The organism is Dehalococcoidia bacterium, from assembly GCA_003597995.1.
GTDB lineage: Bacteria > Chloroflexota > Dehalococcoidia > Dehalococcoidales > UBA1222 > SURF-27.
The window spans coordinates 1-15067 of record QZJY01000040.1 but is presented as its reverse complement, the minus strand read 5'-3'; the positions used below and the strand labels follow the sequence as shown (position 1 = coordinate 15067).

Sequence of the window (15067 nt, the reverse complement as noted above, 5' to 3'; positions counted from 1 at the left end):
CAATGGAGATAGACCTGCTCAAACTTCTCGCCAGCCTTAACGCTCTTGGATACCAGAATGAAAGCCTGGTAGAGGTGCCGGGCAGCGTCTCCCGGCGCGGCGGCATCATTGATATATTCCCGCCTACATCGGAAATGCCCGTGCGCGTTGAGTTTTTCGGCAACACCATCGACAGCCTGCGCCTGTTCGAACCCATCAGTCAGCGCTCTCTGAAACCGGTGGACGCGATAGATGTCGACCCCGCTTCCGACATGTCACGGCATTTTACAGGCGATGTCAGCAGCATCAGTACCATATTAGACAATATCAACTTGACCAGTCTCAACCCTGAATCGCGCCAGGAGTTCGAACGCGATATCGAGCTATTCAAAAACGGTCAGTCACCCGAAACGCCATCGTTGTACTCACCCTTGTTCAACACCGATACGCTGTTGAGCTATTTGCCCCCCGGTTGCCTGTTAGTTCTGGACGAGCCGCGCCGCATCGAGGAAGAAGCAAGGTTTCTGGATGATGAAGCGCAGCGCGTATTCGAGCAAAGGCAGTCCTCTCAAGAACTACCTGGAGACTTTCCCAGACCATACTTCACGTGGGATGAGATAGAGACTGGGCTAAGCCACATACAACACCTGGAATTCCTCGACTGGCAATCGGGCGAGGAAAGCGAGGCGCTGCGACTTGATTTCGCGCAAGCCCGCAGCTACGCGGGGCAACTCCCTGTCTGGATAGATAAGGTCAAGCAATTGCTCGAAGATAAAAAGAGGGTTATCGCCGTCAGCCATCAGGCTGAGCGCCTGGCAGAGCTCCTGAATAAAGAGGGCGTGATTACCACCGTAGTTAACGATATCGGCAGTCTGCCTCCACCCGGTTCCATCACACTGGTGCAGGGTTTATTGGCACAAGGATGGGAACTCAATAAGAGCACGTATCTTTTCACCGACAGCGAGCTTTTCGGTTTCCTCAAACAGCAGCGGCTCACGCGGCGGCGCGCCGTGCCGCACCACAAGCTTTACATCGACATAAGACCGGGCGATTACGTGGTGCACATCGAGCACGGCATCGGCAAATTCTCCGGCGTCATCACCATGAACGCAGGCGGCCTGACGCGCGAGTACATGCTGCTGGAATATGCCGCCGGCGACCGCCTCTACGTGCCCACCGACCAGATAGACCGTGTCGGGCGTTATATCGGGGCGAGCGACCACCCACCTACCCTCAGCCGTTTGGGAAGTCTTGAGTGGGTGAGGAGCAAAGAAAAGGCCCGCGAGTCCGCCGAAGACATCGCCCAGGAGCTCCTCAACATTTACGCGGCGCGCGAGGTGGTACAGGGTTTCGCTTACTCGCCGGACAACACCTGGCAAATGGAACTGGAAGCCTCTTTCCCTTATGTCGAGACGCCCGACCAGCTCAGCGCCATCGCGCAGATAAAAGAGGACATGTCTCACGCGCGGCCCATGGACCGGCTGGTATGCGGTGATGTGGGCTACGGCAAGACTGAAGTTGCTTTGCGCGCCGCTTTTAAAGCCGTCATGGACGGCAAGCAGGTGGCAGTGCTGGTGCCCACCACCGTGCTGGCGCAGCAGCACTATACCACCTTCAAAGGGCGTTTGAGCGCCTTCCCCGTGCGCGTGGAATCCCTCAGCCGTTTTAAAAGCCACAAAGAGCAACGAGAGGTTGTCGAGGGCATTGCCGACGGCTCGGTGGACATCGCCATCGGCACGCACCGCCTGATCCAAAAGGACGTTACCTTCAAAGACCTGGGGCTACTGGTTATCGACGAAGAGCAGCGCTTCGGCGTCAGCCACAAAGAGCACTTCAAACGTTTACGCCAGGAAGTCGGCGTGCTCACCCTCTCGGCCACTCCCATCCCGCGCACCCTCAATCTGTCTCTGGTGGGGGTGCGCGACATGAGCGTCATGGAAACGCCGCCGGAAGACAGGTTGCCCATCAAAACATTCGTGGCTGAATACAACGACCAGCTTGTCAGAGAAGCTATCGTCAGGGAACTGGAGCGCAACGGCCAGGTATTCTTCGTGCACAACCGCGTGCAGAGCATTGGCATTCTGGCGGAAAAGCTCAGGGTGCTCGTCCCCGAAGCTCGTATAGCCATCGGCCACGGCCAGATGCGCGAGGACGACCTCGAAAAAGTTATGGGAGATTTCGCCCAGGGAAGCGTGGACGTGCTGCTGTGCACCACCATCATCGAAAGCGGCCTGGACGTGCCCAACGCCAACACGCTTATCATCAACCAGGCGGACAGGCTGGGACTGACCCAGCTTTACCAGTTGAGAGGGCGCGTGGGGCGCGGCGCCAATCTGGCCTACGCCTATTTCCTATACGATAAAGGTAAACGTCTGACCGCGGACGCCGACCAGCGCCTGCGCACCATTTATGAAGCCACCGAGCTGGGGGCGGGTTTCGGCATTGCCATGAAAGACCTGGAAATACGGGGCGCCGGCAACATCCTGGGCGTACGCCAGAGCGGCCACATCAATTCGGTCGGATTCAGCCTGTACACCCAGCTTCTGGCTGAGGCTGTGGAAGAGCTTAAAGCACGTAAAAGCGCCGAGAAAGCCGGCAAATCCTTTACCCCATCCCTGCGCTTGCCGCCGCCCACCATCGACCTGCCGCAGCCTGCCTTCATTCCTGAGAGTTATGTGGCCGATACCGATACGCGTCTCAGCCTGTATCAATGCCTGGCAGGCGCCAGAAATACCGAGGGTGTCGATGTGCTGGGCAAGGACTTCAAAGACCGTTTCGGAACGCCTCCCGTCGAGGTAATCAATCTACTCTACGCGGTGAGGATAAAAGTGCTGGCGGCCAGAGCGAAGCTGGAGTCCATCTCCACAGAGGGAAGCCTGATTGTGCTCCGGCGGCCCAGCGGTATGCAGTTTCCGCCTGAGGCGGACAAGCTACCCCGTGCGGGCATCAAGGTGACTCTCAATCAGGTCCGGCTGGATACTGCCGTGCTCGGCAAAGGCTGGCAGAAGACATTGGAGGACGTGGTGGGGAGGCTGGGGGCTTAAAAGGGCACGGCGTGCCATGCCCCTCACTGTCATGCTGGAGGCCAGGATGGATAGCCGAAACATCAGTGGCGGGCAGAAACAACCTTCTTCTCGCCCCTTAGGGGAGAGATAAGAGTGAGGGGTAGGGCTTCGGGCAAAGGTCTCACCCTCACCTTCTGTCCTCTCCCCTCAAGGGAGAGGAGATGCTGATTCGTTTCGCGCAAAATGCCCCATTTGAGGAAACGACGCTCTCTTTTTCGTGCGTGGCCCGTGCCTGGAGTCGTTTTAAAGGGTCAGGCAGTTCGACCACCTCAATTCGAGCCAAAAACGCCCCGAAATCCCTCATCTTTACACCATTTTCGACCGGTTTATCCCCATTCTTTCATGCCCGTTTTGAGTATAGTCTTTTGCCATAACGGGAAATGATAGCACAGGTATTGAGAGTAGTCGAGAAGTCTTTGTCATATTGTTTCCACAGGGACGACCGGGCGGGGAGTTTTTTCGACGACCATAATGCGGCGGAGGCGGTGGGGGGGTGAGGGGACTTAGCTCCATCAGCTAAGTCCCCGAGTTTTATCAAAACCCTTCGCGTACCTTCCTCGTGGGATACTTACCATCCTACCACGTTTCAGACAAGGCATTACGGCGACTTGGATTTCATTTCGGCTTTGATTGGGTTTTGGGTGTCAGTTGCGATCCGCCTAACGCTTCCGTAAGCCCCAGAACATTAATCAACCTGGATTGGTCAGAGATTACGAGTTTCGTATTATCCTTCAAAGAAGCTTGAGTCACCTCAAGTTGTTTCAATAACTGTGCATTGCCGACGAAGTATTCGCTGGCTGCCTTAGACACGTACTCTATCGCCTTGGATTCCCCTTCAGCCCTCAAGATTGCTGCCTGCTTATCGCCCTCAGCAACCAGAATAGCATTCTGCTTATCTCCCTCAGCTTGAAGTATCTGTTTCTGTCGATAGGCCTCCGCATCCAAAATAGTTGCTCGTTTTTCTCTCTCGGCTTTCATTTGCTTGCTCATGGCCTCGGTGATGTCTCTGGGTGGCAGGATTTCCTTGACTTCTACCCTGGTGACCTTTACTCCCCACTTATCGGTGGCTTCATCGAGGGTTGACCTCAGGGAAGCATTGATACGTTCTCTCGAAGCCAATGTTTCATCAAGGGTCATGTCACCAACCAGGTTTCTTAGATTCGTCTGTGCCAGTTTGCTTATGGCAACGTAGAAGTTGGCAACTTCATATCGGACAGCCTTGGCGTCTGTCACGTAATAATAGACTACGGCATCTACAGTAACACCTACATTGTCCTTGGTAATAACCGCCTGAGGCTCTATATCGAGGACGGTTTCTCGCATATCTATTCTAGTTCTCAGCGCATCCACAAAAGGTATGAGGAACTTGAGCCCTGGGTCCAGGGTTTCCTTATACCTGCCAAACCTTTCTACGATGCCTTTCTGGGCCTGGTTTATGATGATTACCGACTTGGAGAGAGTGGCTATTAATACCACCGCGATGGCTATGAGAATTATCGCTCCTGCTTCCATTTTTATTCGCCTCCTTTAGTCTTTTCCACAATTAACGTAACTCCACTAACACCCGAGACAACTATCTCGTCACCCTTTTCAATGTCTTCTGCTGCTTTTGCTTTCCAATCTTCGTTGCCAATTTTTACCCGACCATCAACATTTCTGGCGATTTTTTGCAGGACGATTCCTGTTCTACCAACGATAGTATCGATGTTGGTTTTCGATTTTCGCACCGCAGTCAACCTATGGACATATCTCCTGCCAAGCCCCACATACGCCAAGCAGATTGCACTGGTTGCGATTAATGTCAGGATCCATGAATGTAACGGCCAGGTCAGGAGTCCACCAAGGATGAAGGCCGACCCAAGGAATACCAAGTCAAACCCGGTCTGTACGCCGATGATAAGTTCCAGTAGAATCATAAACAGACCGATAACCACAAATACCGCCCAAACCCATGAAGTGGATGATCCAATTGCTATACTATCTATCATTGAATTGCTCCTGCCTTGAAGACTATGAAGGCTGACAGCCAAACGCTCTAATAGTCGGCTGTTCCTTCATTTTTGTAAATAATCGCGACAATACTGATTAAGCTACCGTCCTCAGATTGTTTTAGCAGCAGTATATCAGACATTGTATCTCTTTGGTCTCGACACCGATGATATACCCAGCGTATCGGATTGTAAAGCCTTTTCAACCTCAGCGTTTGAACTAATTTTATCACCAAAAGAGGTTAGCATGAAGAACGGTTTTCTATTGTTAGGCGTCATGACAGATTTGCTCATCATCCTGTTTGTCTTCATAATAGCCCGCCATTACCACGGTTATGGCATGTTCTGCTCTAGATGGACGAGCGAATACTCCCCTGTGGATATAAATAAAAGAGGGAGTTTTGCCTCCCTCTTTGTTTAATTGACATAACCAGTCTGTTATCAGCTCGCCGGGTTTCCGGGCTCAGGCGGTTTCTGTGGAGCCTGCGGTGGCGGTTGAGGCGCTGGCGGTGGCTGTTGCTGCTGCCTGGGTGGATTATTTGGCCGTGGCATATTTCCCTGCGGCCTGTCGCGGCGGGGACGGTTATCCCTGCGTTGCTGCTGCTGTTGCCCTCCGCGCGGCGGGTTGCCGCCACCCTGGCGGTTCATCTGTTTATCCTGCGGTCTGTCCTGCCTCGGCTGATTGGGTCTGGATATATTGGGTCTCGGAAGATTGATCCTCGCAAAACCTGATTTTTCCACCGGCTTGGGCTGGGCTTGTACATCGGATATTCCTATCCCGTGCAAAAAATCCACGGCATCCTGCACCGACATCATCTTTTCGCTCTCTTCATCCGGGATAGTTATCTTTTTATCGGAGGTGCTAAATTCTTGTTCCAGCGCCATCATAAGCTCAACCAGGTCCAGTGAATCGGCCCCCAGGTCGGCCATCAAAGCGGAATCAGGCGAGACCTCATCTTCAGTCACCCCAAGCTGAGCGATGGTAACTTTCTTTACGCGTTCATAAACTGTCGCCAATTGCACCTCCAGCGCTATCTAGTAGCCAGATGGCTGATAGAACTCAGAACGCCGTTGATAAACCTGGGCGAGCTGTCGGCCCCGAAACTCTTGGCCAGTTCCACTGCTTCGTTGATAGCCACTTTCACAGGCACTTTATTATTGTGTAAAAGCTCGTAGATTGCAAGCCTGAGGATATTGCGGTCCACAGTGGCCATCTGGTCGAGAGGCCAGGCAGGCGCGAAATGCCTTATCTGCTCGTCGATCTTTTCCCTGTTCTGGACGACGCCCTCCAGGAGCTCGCGCGCAAAAGCCGCGCCTTCAGGAGAGAGGTTGCCGGTTTCGATTGCGCGCGACATTACTTCGTTCGAAGCATGTCCCGCCAGGTCTATCTCAAATAATGCCTGCAGCGCCAGTTCGCGCGCCTTGCGTCTTTCACCAGTCATATAGCTATAGCCAGAGTGTTCTCGGTACGGATTTACGCGCCGCCCATGCCGCCGTCTATGGTGATGACCTGCCCGGTGATGTATCGTGCCTCGTCCGAGGCCAGGAACGCCACGACTTCGGCTACGTCTTGCGGTGTACCCAAGTAACCCAGCGGAATGCGGGACATTAAATCCTGTTTTTGTTTTTCGGATAATTTGGCCGTCATATCAGTCTCGATAAACCCGGGGGCTACTGCATTAGCCGTTATGCCTCGGGAAGCAACTTCCTTGGCCACCGAACGGGTAAAACCAACGATGCCAGCCTTGGCAGCCGCATAGTTCGCCTGCCCCGCATTTCCCATCAGTCCCACGATGCTGGCGATGCTGACAATGCGTCCCTTGCGCTCCTTGAGCATGTGCTTGATAACCGCGCGCGTGCATAAAAAGACGCTCCTGAGGTCTATATTCAGCACGTCGTCCCATTCGCTATCTGCCATGCGCAGCAGAAGCTGGTCGCGTGTGATACCGGCGTTATTGACCAGGATATCGATGTGCCCGTAGGCGGCGATGGCCGCCTCCACCATGCGGGAGACATCTGCGGCCGAGCTTACGTCGGCACCAACTGCCAGACCATCTCCGCCTTGACCCTTTATTTCGTCAACCACTATCTGGGCGTTAGTTAAAGAAATATCATTGACCACCATTATGGCTCCTGCCGAAGCCAGCTTGAGGGTAATGGCCTTGCCGATACCGCGGCCGGAACCGGTGACGAGCGCTACCTTGCCCGAAAAGTCCATTAAACTATCCCCTTTTCTATAAAGTCTCCAAGCGACTGGGCATCTCCGATATTGATTGTCCTGGCATCCCTTTTGATGCGCTTTATAAGACCTGAAAGCACTTTACCCGGGCCTATCTCGACAAAGGTTTCTACCCCCTGGGACAGGAGATATTCGATGGATTTTTGCCACTGCACGGAATGCGTAAGCTGTTGCACCAGCTCGTCTTTGACGTCGCCGATGGAAACCATAGGCTTCGCGCTGGCGTTGCCAATTACCGGGAAGAAAGGAGCGTTAAAATTAACCCTGGAGATGACTTGCGCCAGACCGTCGGCGGCAGGCTGCATAAGCGATGTGTGGAAGGCCCCGCTTACCTGGAGCGGGACGACCTTGAGCGCCCCGTGTGAGGTGGCGAGTCCCTTGGCTTTTTCCAGGCGTTTGACCTCTCCGCTGATGACAATCTGCCCGGGGCAATTATAATTGGCGACGTAAACGCCGGCCTCGGCGGCGAGCTGGCTCACCACCTCGTCAGCCAGACCGATGACCGCAGCCATCGCTCCCGGCTTCTTGACGCCAGCCTGATACATGAGCTTGCCGCGCTCGCGGGCCAGCAGTATGGCATCATATGGACTGAGCGCGCCTGCGGCTGCTAACGCGCTGTATTCACCCAGGCTGTGCCCGGCTGCGAAAGAGGGGGTTAGCGGGTGGTTGCCCGATCGCATCACCGCCAGTATGGCCAGGCTGAAGGTCACTATAGCCGGCTGGACGTTTACCGTTAAACGCAGTTCCTCTTCTGGGCCTTCAAAATATAGCTGCGAAAGTTGGGATCCCAGGGCCTTATCCGCCGCGTCAAAAACGGCACGCGCCTGCTCAAAGCCTGCATAAACATCTTTCCCCATGCCAACGAACTGTGAACCCTGGCCGGGGAAGACAAAGGCCACCCTTGGAGAATGAGCCATCGTCAATCTCTCCTGAATTTTGCTCAATCCCGTTAAATGTTAGGAGGCTTTTTTCTTGGGAGTCTCGATCTCAATGACCTCGCGCCCATTATAACTGCCGCAATTGGTGCAGGCATGATGGGAAAGTTTGGGGGTATTGCACTGGGGACAATTGACCAGTGCCTCGGCCTTGAGCTTCATGTGGCTGCGGCGCTCGCCCTGCCTGGCGTGTGCAATTTTTCTCTTGGGTAGTGGTGCCATAACTCGTTCTTGCTCCTTATAAGATTTCGATTATATCAAAATTCCCGGACACTCGGGGCGGCACAGCGGCTTCATGGGAATCGCCATCAAAGCGTACTGGCGCACAGCCTCGGACAGGTCCAGAATCAGATGTTCATCAATCACAAAATAACCAGGCTCCTCGGGTTCGGGCAACGGAACCCCTGAATTGACATCGGTCATAGGGAAGTATTCCTCTTCAATATTGAGCGTCAAGGGGCAATCGAACCCTTCAATGCAACGCGCGCAATTCGCCTGCACCCGGGTCTCGAGTGTACCCTTAACGAGAATGCTGCGGTTGGTGCGTATAAACCTTACTTTCCCCTCGACAGGACTTTCCCCGTAACCCGTTATATCCACGCTCCCGCTTACCGGAACTATTTTCTCAGTCCCGATGGTGCCCTTGAGCATTTGCGCAACATTTATCTCCAGCATGGGTATATTTCCCAAAGAAACCTTACTATTATACACTAAAAGCGCTATCACGGCGCAAACGAGGGCGCACAGGCCAGCAACAGCGTTATATTCCCGTTTTTGACACGTGTTTCTTTAACAACTTTCAGCCCATTAATCTCCATCGCACGCCGCATACCGCCATTTTTCATGTAACATCTGAAATTGCGGAAATGCTCGCCCCCGGCCATGAACTCTATGGCCCGGATGAAACAACCCGTTACGCTGCGAGGTAACGGCACGCTGTAGTCCACGAACACCAGCATTCCGCCCGGACGCGTCACGCGTTTCATCTCACTTACGATCATATTCGCTATGGTGAAGTCTTTATCATGCAGCGCCATGGAGATAGAAGTAAAATCAAAACTGCCGTCTGCGAACGGCAAATGCGCCGCATCCCCCAGTTTGAACGAGGCCCCGGATGCGCCGTTTTTATAGTATTTTTCTGCCAGGGCAAACATCTCCTGACTGTTGTCCAGTCCAGTAGCCACCAAGCCTCTTCGCGTATATTCATAAACCTGAGCGCCGCTCCCGCAGCAAACATCCAGGACGCTGTCGCCCGCTTTCATGCCGGCGAAATCAGGCACATATCTACGCACACCGCGCAGGACAGGGTCTACGATGGTAGCGTAGTTGATACTAAACACAGGATCTCATCTCTCTGCTTGGCTTCAATATAGTTTGACAGCATTCTGTGAGCCAATTATAATCCTATCACTCAAACGTATCCCATGCAGATTATCTTACGAGGAGGATTCTATGGCCGCCAAAGCTTTCGTCCTTGTTGAAACCGCCGTGGGCAAGAACAAAGATGTGGTCTCTACGTTGCACAAGATGAAAGGCGTCAAATCCGTCGACACCGTCACCGGCCCATATGATATCATCGCCGTTATCGAAGCTGACACCCTCAATGAAATTGGCGACATCATAACCGGCAAGATACACGCAGTAGAAGGCATTTCACGCACCGTGACCTGCCTGGCGGTATAGTCCTTACATCGTCTCCGGCGCCGTCATTCCCATCAGACCGAGTGCTCTGGCCAGCACGACTTTGGCTGCGGCTACCAGCTTGAGTCGTGCCTTGCTTTGCTCGGGGCTCTGTTGCGCAATAACACGGCATTGCTTGTAGAAACTGTGGAAGCAGGTGGCCAGGTCCTGGGCATAATGAGGCAGGTTTTGAGGCTCCAGCGTGCGCGCTGAGAATTCGACGATTTCAGGCAGCTGCAACATCAGGCGCACAAGAGCCAGCTCCGGCTCTTCGGTGAGCAAAGCTACTTCCCCATCGGAGAAATCTATTCCTTCATCGCGCGCCAGCCGCAGAATGCTGGCAATGCGGGCATGGGCATACTGGACATAATACACGGGGTTTTCCGAAGATTCTTTCTTGGCTAGCTCCAGGTCGAAGTCCATCTGGCTGTCGGCCGAACGCGCCAGGAAGAAAAAGCGGCAGGCATCAACCCCCACTTCGTCTATCACATCTCGCAGTGTTATCATGTCGCCGCTGCGCTTGGAAACGCGCACGCTCTCGCCGCCGCGGCGCAAAGTAACCAATTGGGAAATGATGACGCGCAGCCTGGCCGGGTCGACGCCCAGAGCGCCCATGACAGCGCTCATGCGCGAAACATGGCCTTGGTGGTCGGCACCCCAGATGTCTATTACCCGGTCAAAGCGGCGCTCGATGAATTTGTTGTAATGATAGGCGATATCCGTGCCGAAATAGGTTGAAGAGCCGCTCGAGCGCACCACCACGTTGTCCTTATCTTCACCGAGAGCTGTAGAGACAAACCAGGTGGCGCCTTCTTTTTCGGCCAGGTGTCCTTCCCGGCGCAATATATCCATCACTCTGACAAACTGGCCATTGTCATAAAGGCTCTGCTCCGAAAACCAGCAATCGAAATCGACACCCAGCAGTTGGAGGTCCCCACGGATTAGCGCCAGCATCTTGGTAACGCCGATTTTGCCAAGTTCTACTGCGCCTTCATCAGCCGGAAGGTTGAGAAACCTGTCGCCTTCTTCAGACTTAATCTCTCGCGCCAGGTCTATTACGTACTGGCCGAAGTAGCCTTCCTGAGGCATCTCGACATCTATGCCGCACGCCTGCTGGTAACGAGCATAAAGCGAGCGGTAAAAAGCCATCATCTGGCTGCCGGCATCATTGATGTAGTATTCCTTTTCCACGTTGAAACCGGCAGCTTCGAGGATATTCGCCAGCGTGCTGCCGAGCACCGCGCCGCGCCCATGGCCCACGTGCAAAGGGCCGGTGGGATTGGCGCTGACGAATTCCACCTGTACCGACTGGCCTTTACCCACATCGACATCACCGAAATTCTCGCCGGCGTCCAGGATTTCCTCCACCTGTTTGCTCAACCAGTCGGAGCGTAAAGTGAAATTGATAAAGCCGGGAGGGGCTACCGTCACAGACGCCAGCTCCGGCGTGGATGGAATCAGCTCGGCGATAGCCTGCGCGATAGCAATGGGGTTTTTCCCGATGGAGCGCGCCAGTTTCAAAGGCAGGCTTGAAGCATAATCTCCGTGTCCGCTGTTCTGGGGCCTCTCTACAATGATTTCTGGCAGCGCCACCTGCGGCAGTTTGCTTTCCTTTTGAGCCTGTTCGGCAGCCTGTTTGAGCAAGGCCGCTATCTTTTGTTTTATCTCAAGTATACCGTCCAAATGAATACTCCGTTTATATAATGAGTTAGATTTACGATTATAGCACAGAGATGCGCCTGACGCTCAAAACGCGGGGTTACGCACAGGAATGGCCACCAGGTCACGATACACGGTCAAGTCGCAAGGGCACAATGCATTGTGCCTTTACAGACGCACTGCCTCTAGCTCCACTCGCCGCTTTTTTGCGGCCAGATTCTGGAAAGCTCTTTTGCCAGTGGCCGGTTTTCCGAGGTTTTCAAGTCAGGGTCTTCCTGGAACAAACGCGTGGCTTCCGCGCGGGCCATCTCGAGTATGGCAATATCGGACAGCTTCGCCATGCGCAGGTCTGGCAGACCGGACTGGCGCGTACCGAAAAACTCGCCCGGTCCGCGCAATTTGAGGTCTTCGTCAGCCAGTTTGAACCCGTCCTGAGTGGTCTCGATGATATCCAGCCTGAGCCTGCCGATGTCGGATGGGTTTTCGGCCATGAGCATGCAGTAACTCTGGGCCGCGCCGCGCCCCACCCGTCCGCGGAACTGGTGCAGTTGCGACAAGCCGAACCTGTCGGCGCTTTCTATCATCATGACCGTGGCGTTGGGCACGTCTATGCCGACTTCGACCACGGGCGTGGATACGAGGACGTCGCATTCGTGGCTATGGAACGCCACCATCACCCTTTCCTTATCGGCGGCGGACATGCGCCCATGCAGCAGAGCCAGGCGTAAATCGGGGAATACCTGGCTGGACAACCTCTCGTACTCGGCTATGGCGGCCTTCGCCTGCACACTATCCGATTCCTCCACCAGCGGGCAGATGATGAACGTCTGGTGCCCTTCGAGAACCTGCTTGCGTAAAAAGCGGTAGGCTGATTCGCGCTGGGCGGGAGAAAACCACTTGGTCTTTATCTCCTGCCTGCCGGGAGGGAGCTCGTCTATGACCGACAGGTCGAGGTCGCCGTAAAGCGTAAGAGCCAGGGTGCGAGGAATGGGGGTAGCCGTCATCACCAGCATGTGGGGATTATATCCCTTCTGCCGTAAAGCCGAACGCTGCTCTACGCCGAAGCGGTGCTGCTCATCCACCACCACCAGCCCCAGTTTGGCAAATCCAACCTCTTTCTGGATAAGGGCGTGCGTTCCTATTATGATGTCGATTTCGCCGGACAGCAGCTTCTCTTTTAGCTCCTTTTTGGCAGATCCTTTGACGTCACTTATCAGCAGCGCAATGCTAAGGGGTTTAGCAGTGATGCCCGAAAAGACACAGAGCGATTCGTCTTTACTATCCGCCTTACCCATGCCAGCCAACATGCTGCAGACGCTGGCGAAGTGCTGTCCTGCCAGAATTTCGGTGGGAGCCATCAGCGCTCCCTGATAGCCGTTGGCCACCGCCATGAGCAGGGCCTCCAGGGCTACCACCGTCTTGCCGCTGCCCACCTCGCCCTGTAACAGGCGCGACATGGCCACGGGCCTGGATAAGTCGCCCACGATTTCCGCCGTAACGCGCCTCTGGGCCTGCGTGAGGTTAAAGGGCAAAGAGGAGATAAAACGCTCCAGCACGGCCTTGTCTATCTCAAGAGGGATGCCCGGTTGCTCCGTCTGCCATTTGCGTTTTTTGGCCATGACCCCCAGTTGCAACAAAAAGAGTTCGTCGAAGGCCAGCCTCACCCTGGCATGGTCTTTAAGCTGCGCGTCGTCTGGAAAATGAGCCTGAGCGATAGCTTTATTAAGCCCTAACAGGGTTAACCGTCTCAAGATTTGGACGGGCATAAATTCCGGCAGCTTGCTGGCCCAGTCGTCCACCACGCTTTTGACAAGTTTGCGCACCTGGCGCTGATGCAGACCGGACGTCAGCGGATAGAGGGGCACCAGCCTGCCCGTATGCACCAGTTCCCTGTCTTCGGCCAGTTCCCATTCGGGCGATTCGAAAACCGGCCTCCCGGCGAATATCTTTACCCTGCCGCTCATGACAATGCGGTCGCCGGATTTCATCTGGCGGGCGACATAAGGGTTATTGAACCAGACGGCTCTCACGTTGCCGCTTTCGTCGCCCAGCGTGGCCTCGGTGCTGCGCCGCCCGCCGAGCAAGGTCGGCCGCACTTCCCAGACGTTGGCCATGATGGTCTGGTCATTGCCCTCTCTTAACTGAGAAACAGTCTGCAACCGGCTGTAGTCCAGGTGCCTGTTGGGAAAATAGTAAAGCAGGTCGCGGATGGTGCGCACGCCTAATCTGGCGAAGCGGTCCGAGAGGGCGCCGGCAATTCCCTTGATGACTGTTACCGGGGAGTCTAGGGAGGCGGCGGTCGCAGTTTGCGGGGATAGAGTTTTTCTGGCCACGGAGGATTCCTTTGCTGTGTCTATGACCTTCTCGCTGGACTGAGGCGCATCATCCTGCTTTACAAAAGTCAGCAGGCTGTCTATCCATTTTTCTCGTTCTTGCGGCGAGAGAGTGCCATAGCTGAAAGCCGGTGGGTACAATTTTCGAAGCTGTTTGAGGCGGGAGGGTTGGCTTATCTGGGATACGGCCTGACCGAACCAGTTAGCCAGGAAAAGGTCGAGGCCGCCGAAAACGGACTTGTTGCTGTAGTCGAGCTTCTTCTCCTGCTCGAGAATCTGGCGCAGGCGCGTGCTATCCAGCGGCAAGGTCATCCTCTCCAGTTATCAGGAAAGGGGAGAAATATTTAATTTGGGCGCATGGAAAGAAGGCAGTTGAATGCGCTTGCGCGCCTTTTCGATGGCATCTTCCACGCTGCTTTTGGGGGTATCGCTGGCGCGTAAGGCCAGTATCAGCGTACCAGGACCGCCATGTACGCCCAGCGCGGGGCCCAGGCGGGAAACATAAATGCGGTTTTTATCCACCAGCGCGCTCAAACGGCAGCGCAGCGTCTGCGCTTCTTCGGGTGTGCTGCTATGAACTATACCGACATCCTGGACGTTATGAAAGCGTTTCAAATTATCCAGTAGCTTTTCTATTCCCCTGGCCCGGGTGCGCACGAACCCCGCCGGGTGTATTACGCCATCTTTCATGGTAAGAACAGGTTTGACGTTCAGCACACTGCCCAAAAGAGAGCTAGCTCTACCGAGTCTCCCCCCGCGTAAAACATATTTCAGCGTGTCGAAAACTGCCCATATATGAACCTGATTTACGGCTTTGCGGGTTTCTTCAAGGACTCCGGGTAAACCTACTCCGGCCTTTGCCACGCGAGCAGCCGCAATAGCGACGAGTCCCAAACCCATCGAGACGCTCGCTGAATCAACCACCTCTATGCGCCCTTTTGCGTTGACCATTTCGCGTGCCTGAACAGCCGAATTGTAAATGCCGCTCAGCTTGGAGGTCGCATGGATAGACACTATTTCATCGGCTTCTTTTAAAACATGCCTGTAAGTTTCGGCAAAATCACCGGGCGGGGGTTGAGAAGTGGTGATAGGCACATCGCTCTTTACAAGCTTCTTGTATACTTCATCAGGCGTAATGTCTACTCCGTCGCGATAGCTGCGTCCTCTGATGTTGAGAAATGCAGGTACA

14 protein-coding genes are annotated in these 15067 nt (G+C 54.5%); 2 read left to right on the top strand and 12 right to left on the bottom strand.

The genetic code is table 11. The annotated features are described in order from the left end of the window. Nucleotides 1-2 precede the first annotated feature (2 nt). Nucleotides 3-3023 (top strand): transcription-repair coupling factor, encoded by a 3021-nt coding sequence (mfd, locus tag C4542_05695; protein RJO61755.1) that lies wholly within the window; start codon nucleotides 3-5, stop codon nucleotides 3021-3023. Between the two features lie 636 nt (nucleotides 3024-3659). Here mfd and C4542_05690 read toward each other — a convergent pair. The 9 genes from C4542_05690 to C4542_05650 all read right to left on the bottom strand — a co-directional run bounded on the left by C4542_05690 (nucleotide 3660) and on the right by C4542_05650 (nucleotide 9546). Then, nucleotides 3660-4556, bottom strand: coding sequence for an SPFH/Band 7/PHB domain protein (locus C4542_05690; protein ID RJO61754.1), 897 nt, complete (start codon nucleotides 4554-4556; stop codon nucleotides 3660-3662). A gap of 2 nt (nucleotides 4557-4558) precedes the next feature. Beyond that, nucleotides 4559-5032, bottom strand: a complete 474-nt coding sequence (locus C4542_05685; protein ID RJO61753.1) for an NfeD family protein — start codon at nucleotides 5030-5032, stop codon at nucleotides 4559-4561. 441 nt (nucleotides 5033-5473) lie between these two features. Continuing rightward, nucleotides 5474-6049 (bottom strand): acyl carrier protein, encoded by a 576-nt coding sequence (gene acpP, locus C4542_05680; protein RJO61752.1) that lies wholly within the window; start codon nucleotides 6047-6049, stop codon nucleotides 5474-5476. A 14-nt stretch (nucleotides 6050-6063) separates the two neighbouring features. Then, nucleotides 6064-6474 carry a transcription antitermination factor NusB gene (gene nusB / locus C4542_05675; protein ID RJO61751.1) on the bottom strand — a complete coding sequence of 137 codons (411 nt, stop codon included), beginning with the start codon at nucleotides 6472-6474 and terminating at the stop codon, nucleotides 6064-6066. 32 nt (nucleotides 6475-6506) lie between these two features. After that, the gene (gene fabG / locus C4542_05670) at nucleotides 6507-7250 is read right to left on the bottom strand and encodes a 3-oxoacyl-[acyl-carrier-protein] reductase (protein ID RJO61750.1); all 744 of its coding nucleotides are present in this window, start codon (nucleotides 7248-7250) and stop codon (nucleotides 6507-6509) included. Next, nucleotides 7250-8188, bottom strand: coding sequence for a [acyl-carrier-protein] S-malonyltransferase (gene fabD, locus C4542_05665; protein RJO61749.1), 939 nt, complete (start codon nucleotides 8186-8188; stop codon nucleotides 7250-7252). The genes fabG and fabD overlap by 1 nt, the downstream gene beginning before the upstream one ends. A gap of 39 nt (nucleotides 8189-8227) precedes the next feature. Then, on the bottom strand, nucleotides 8228-8428 hold the full coding sequence (locus tag C4542_05660) for a 50S ribosomal protein L32 (protein ID RJO61748.1): 201 nt from the start codon (nucleotides 8426-8428) through the stop codon (nucleotides 8228-8230). A gap of 30 nt (nucleotides 8429-8458) precedes the next feature. Further along, nucleotides 8459-8881 (bottom strand): DUF177 domain-containing protein, encoded by a 423-nt coding sequence (locus tag C4542_05655; protein ID RJO61747.1) that lies wholly within the window; start codon nucleotides 8879-8881, stop codon nucleotides 8459-8461. A gap of 47 nt (nucleotides 8882-8928) precedes the next feature. Further along, nucleotides 8929-9546, bottom strand: a complete 618-nt coding sequence (locus C4542_05650; GenBank protein ID RJO61746.1) for a methyltransferase domain-containing protein — start codon at nucleotides 9544-9546, stop codon at nucleotides 8929-8931. 112 nt (nucleotides 9547-9658) lie between these two features. On the opposite strand from C4542_05650, the gene C4542_05645 reads away from it, so the two are divergent. Then, nucleotides 9659-9889, top strand: a complete 231-nt coding sequence (locus C4542_05645) for an Lrp/AsnC family transcriptional regulator (GenBank protein ID RJO61745.1) — start codon at nucleotides 9659-9661, stop codon at nucleotides 9887-9889. A gap of 3 nt (nucleotides 9890-9892) precedes the next feature. Here the strand turns inward: C4542_05645 and C4542_05640 are convergent, their stop codons facing one another. The 3 genes from C4542_05640 to C4542_05630 form a co-directional block, all read right to left on the bottom strand. After that, complete coding sequence (locus C4542_05640; protein ID RJO61744.1) at nucleotides 9893-11569, bottom strand: arginine--tRNA ligase; 1677 nt, start codon at nucleotides 11567-11569, stop codon at nucleotides 9893-9895. 161 nt (nucleotides 11570-11730) lie between these two features. Then, nucleotides 11731-14184 (bottom strand): ATP-dependent DNA helicase RecG, encoded by a 2454-nt coding sequence (gene recG / locus C4542_05635; protein ID RJO61756.1) that lies wholly within the window; start codon nucleotides 14182-14184, stop codon nucleotides 11731-11733. Nucleotides 14185-14202: 18 nt separating this feature from the next. Further along, a partial coding sequence (locus C4542_05630) for a DegV family protein (GenBank protein ID RJO61743.1) occupies nucleotides 14203-15067 on the bottom strand: 865 nt, incomplete at its 5' end.